4 protein-coding genes and 1 tRNA gene are annotated in these 3,382 nt (G+C 61.5%); 3 read left to right on the top strand and 2 right to left on the bottom strand.

The features are described 5' to 3' along the window. Positions 1–1,259: 1,259 nt before the first annotated feature. Positions 1,260–1,344 (bottom strand) — tRNA-Leu (locus tag A1D30_RS17475). 40 nt (positions 1,345–1,384) lie between these two features. On the opposite strand from A1D30_RS17475, the gene cysM reads away from it, so the two are divergent. From cysM to A1D30_RS17460, 3 genes are all read left to right on the top strand, one after another. Further along, complete coding sequence (gene cysM, locus A1D30_RS17470; RefSeq protein WP_063462003.1) at positions 1,385–2,287, top strand: cysteine synthase CysM; 903 nt, start codon at positions 1,385–1,387, stop codon at positions 2,285–2,287. A 103-nt stretch (positions 2,288–2,390) separates the two neighbouring features. Then, a complete protein-coding gene (locus tag A1D30_RS17465; RefSeq protein ID WP_063462002.1) occupies positions 2,391–2,957 on the top strand; it encodes an NUDIX domain-containing protein in 567 nt (188 codons plus the stop codon). Between the two features lie 14 nt (positions 2,958–2,971). Then, positions 2,972–3,199, top strand: coding sequence for a sulfurtransferase TusA family protein (locus A1D30_RS17460; protein WP_063462001.1), 228 nt, complete (start codon positions 2,972–2,974; stop codon positions 3,197–3,199). A 48-nt stretch (positions 3,200–3,247) separates the two neighbouring features. On the opposite strand, the gene A1D30_RS17455 is transcribed toward A1D30_RS17460, so the two are convergent. Further along, positions 3,248–3,382: transposase (locus A1D30_RS17455; protein WP_157891339.1), on the bottom strand; the 135-nt coding region annotated here is incomplete at its 5' end.

The raw sequence follows: 3,382 nt of genomic DNA, 5'->3' as shown, positions 1-3,382 counted from the left end.
GCCAGGCTGGCCGACCTGACCGGGCAGAAGGTTCTTGATGCGTTCCCATTGAGCATCAAGTAGGGCGTATCTTTTACTCACGGCCACCACATGGGGCTGCAGCAGGCTCTTTCAACCATGTAGGGGCTTTGATTGATGACACGCCCTAGGCAAACAAAGAGCCCGTGAGGCATTGTGCTCTTGGTGGCTTGTTCGATTAGAGGCCACATTCACATCCGGCACACGGGTCGCCAGCAAGGCCTATAAGCGGCGGCAAGACAACCAAGGCCCTGGCGATGTCCGTATAAATCAAAAGGCTCGGTTCATCGACGAGAACCGCAACACCCTCGAAGTCGTGGCACGCCACTGGATCAAACATCAATCGATCCGCTGGATGCTGGTCACGGTGAGTGCGTATGGCGCCAGCATTTGCTTGGCGCGGTGGCGGGTCGCCTAGCCAACCGCCTCGTTTCTCCCCGTGTAGGCGCTTGCATTCACCTGCGCAATGCTGGCTGTGCGCAACCGAAGTGTGCGCGGGCCTTTGTCGTTAGAATTTGATCGTTCGGGTCCGCGACCCCGACCGCGTGAGCTGTATGGCTCCGCATAGCCGGTTTAAAGCGATATGCCCGGCGCCCGCGCCAGAGGCGATTGCACCGGCGGGAATAGCTTGTTCAACCAAGTCTGTTCCTGCTATGACAAAACTGGCCGCACTTCGCCGCAAGGCATTCCAAGCTCAAAACTGCCGCTGCTTCTACTGCCAGCTTCCCATATGGGATGGAGATGGCGAGGCAGAGTTCGCAGCGCGATATCACCTCACCACTGTTCTAGTCCGCCTTCTACGTGCGACGGCTGAGCATTTGCAGGCCCGGCAGGATGGTGGCAAGAATCAGGCTGGAAACATCGCCGCTGCATGCTTGTTCTGCAACCGCATGCGGCATCATGGGCGGAAGCATTCTGCGCCATCGCCAGCGCAGTACCGCGAGCGGGTGCAGGCCAGGATCACCGTCGGCAAGTGGCACCCGGCCATCCAGCACTTGCAGTGCTTAGATCAGGTCCGCAGTTGGTCGTAGTCCGAGAGCTGCATCTCAGTTTCGCCAAGCCTGTGGAGAATTTTCGGGCTTGTATGTACCCCTTTGGGTTGAGGTCATGTACGCCCAATTTCACAAATTGCACCCACATACCCCCCAGATTCCGTCGCACGGCTGTGCACTATTCAAAGTCATGTCCCATGCGGAAAAAGAAAAAGGCCGCATGGTTATGGAACCATGCGGCCTTGTCTGTGGTGCCCGGGGCCGGAATCGAACCGGCACGCCTTGCGGCGGGGGATTTTGAGTCCCCTGCGTCTACCAATTTCACCACCCGGGCTGGAATTCGTGAAGCCCCAAATTATGGCACAGTAGGGCGCATGAAATATCCGACGATTGAAGACGCGGTGGGCAACACGCCGCTGGTGGCGCTGCAGCGCATTGGGGCGCAGGACAACGCGGCGCGTGGCAATGTGGTGCTGGGCAAGCTGGAGGGCAACAATCCGGCGGGTTCGGTCAAGGACAGGCCCGCGCTGTCGATGATCCGCCGCGCAGAGGAGCGGGGCGACATCCGGCCCGGCGACACGCTGATCGAAGCCACATCGGGCAACACCGGTATTGCGCTGGCGATGGCGGCGGCCATCAAGGGCTACCGCATGGTGCTGGTGATGCCCGAGGATTTGTCCATCGAACGCGCGCAGACCATGAAGGCTTTTGGCGCGGAGCTGGTGCTCACGCCCAAGAGCGGCGGCATGGAGCACGCCCGCGACCTGGCCGAGGCCATGCAAAAGCGTGGCGAGGGCAAGGTGCTGGACCAGTTTGCCAACCCCGACAACCCGCGCATCCACTACGAAACCACCGGCCCTGAGATCTGGGAGCAGACCGGCGGGCGCATCACCCACTTTGTGAGCGCCATGGGCACCACGGGCACCATCACGGGCGTGTCGCGGTTCCTGAAAGAGAAGAACCCCGGCATCCAGATCATTGGCGCGCAGCCCGAGGAAGGCTCGCGCATTCCGGGCATCCGCAAGTGGCCGCAGGAATATTTGCCCAAGATTTACGACGCCAGCACCGTGGACGAGCTGGTGTACGTGGGCCAGGACAACGCCGAAGACATGTGCCGCCGCCTGGCGCGTGAAGAGGGCATCTTTGCGGGCATCTCGGCCGCCGGTGCGTGCTGGGTGGCGCAGCAGATTGCCGCGCGCGAGAGCAACGCCACCATCGTGTTTGTGGTGTGCGACCGGGGCGACCGGTATCTTTCCACCGGCGTGTTCCCGGCGTGAAGCAAGGCCCTGGCCACACGCCGCCGGGGCTGAAAATATGAATAAAAATGGCCGCTTGCGCGCAATGGATAAGCGCTGGTAGCTATCAAAATAATAGTAAACCATGCACTACGAAGTTCGCCACTGCACCCACTGCGGCACCGCGCTGCAGCCCATCACCCTGGCCGAAGACGGTGGCGACAAGGAGCGCCTGCGCTGCCTCGCCTGCGGCTGGACCCACTGGAACAACCCCACGCCGGTGCTGGCCGCGATTGTGGAAGTGGATGGCAAGGTGCTGCTGGCGCGCAACGCGGCCTGGCCCGTCAAGATGTTCGCGCTGATCACCGGCTTCATGGAGGCGGGCGAGTCACCCCAGGAGGGCATTGCGCGCGAGGTGAAGGAAGAAACCAACCTTGACGTGCAGGCCACCACGCTGGTGGGCGCCTACGAGTTCCTGCGCATGAATCAGATCATCATTGCCTACCATGTGGTGGCCACGGGGCAGATCAAACTGTCGCCCGAGCTGGTGGACTACCGGTTTTACGATCTGCACGAACTCAAATGCTGGCCTGCGGGCACGGGCTACGCGCTGGCCGACTGGCTGCGCACGCGGGGGCATGAACCCGTGTTCTTCACGGCAGAGGAAAATGAGGAGCGCCGCCGAGGCCTGAACCTGCCGCCCAAGGACTAGAAGAGAACCACACCATGGACATCCACAAAGAAATCGACACCCGGGGCCTGAACTGCCCCCTGCCCATCCTCAAGGCCAAGAAGGCGCTCTCTGACATGGCCAGCGGCCAGCTGCTGAAAGTGGTGGCCACCGACGGCGGCTCGCTGCGCGACTTCCAGGCGTTTGCCAAGCAGACGGGCAACGAGCTGGTGGAGCAGCAGACGGTGGGTGAGGAGTTCATCCACATCCTGCGTCGGCGCTAGGGCGTGTCATCATTCGGAGCCAGACAAAGCCCTGGGGGTTACAGCCTCTCACGCCAGCCACACCATGGAGGCAGCCAAGTGAATCGCCCCCAGGAAGTTGCAGGCGGTCTTGTCGTAACGCGTGGCAATGCCCCGGTATTGCTTCAGGCGCGCGAAGAAGTTCTCTATCAGATGCCGCGCCTT

Source organism: Acidovorax sp. GW101-3H11 (assembly GCF_001633105.1).
Taxonomy (GTDB): domain Bacteria; phylum Pseudomonadota; class Gammaproteobacteria; order Burkholderiales; family Burkholderiaceae_C; genus Acidovorax.
Note: the sequence above shows the minus strand (reverse complement) of the source record. Positions and strands in the feature narration are given on the sequence as shown.

Coding starts and splice junctions, on each gene's coding strand:
- cysM (WP_063462003.1), top strand. CDS start 1,385: ATGAAATATCCGACGATTGAAGACGCGGTGGGCAACACGCCGCTGGTG.
- A1D30_RS17465 (WP_063462002.1), top strand. CDS start 2,391: ATGCACTACGAAGTTCGCCACTGCACCCACTGCGGCACCGCGCTGCAG.
- A1D30_RS17460 (WP_063462001.1), top strand. CDS start 2,972: ATGGACATCCACAAAGAAATCGACACCCGGGGCCTGAACTGCCCCCTG.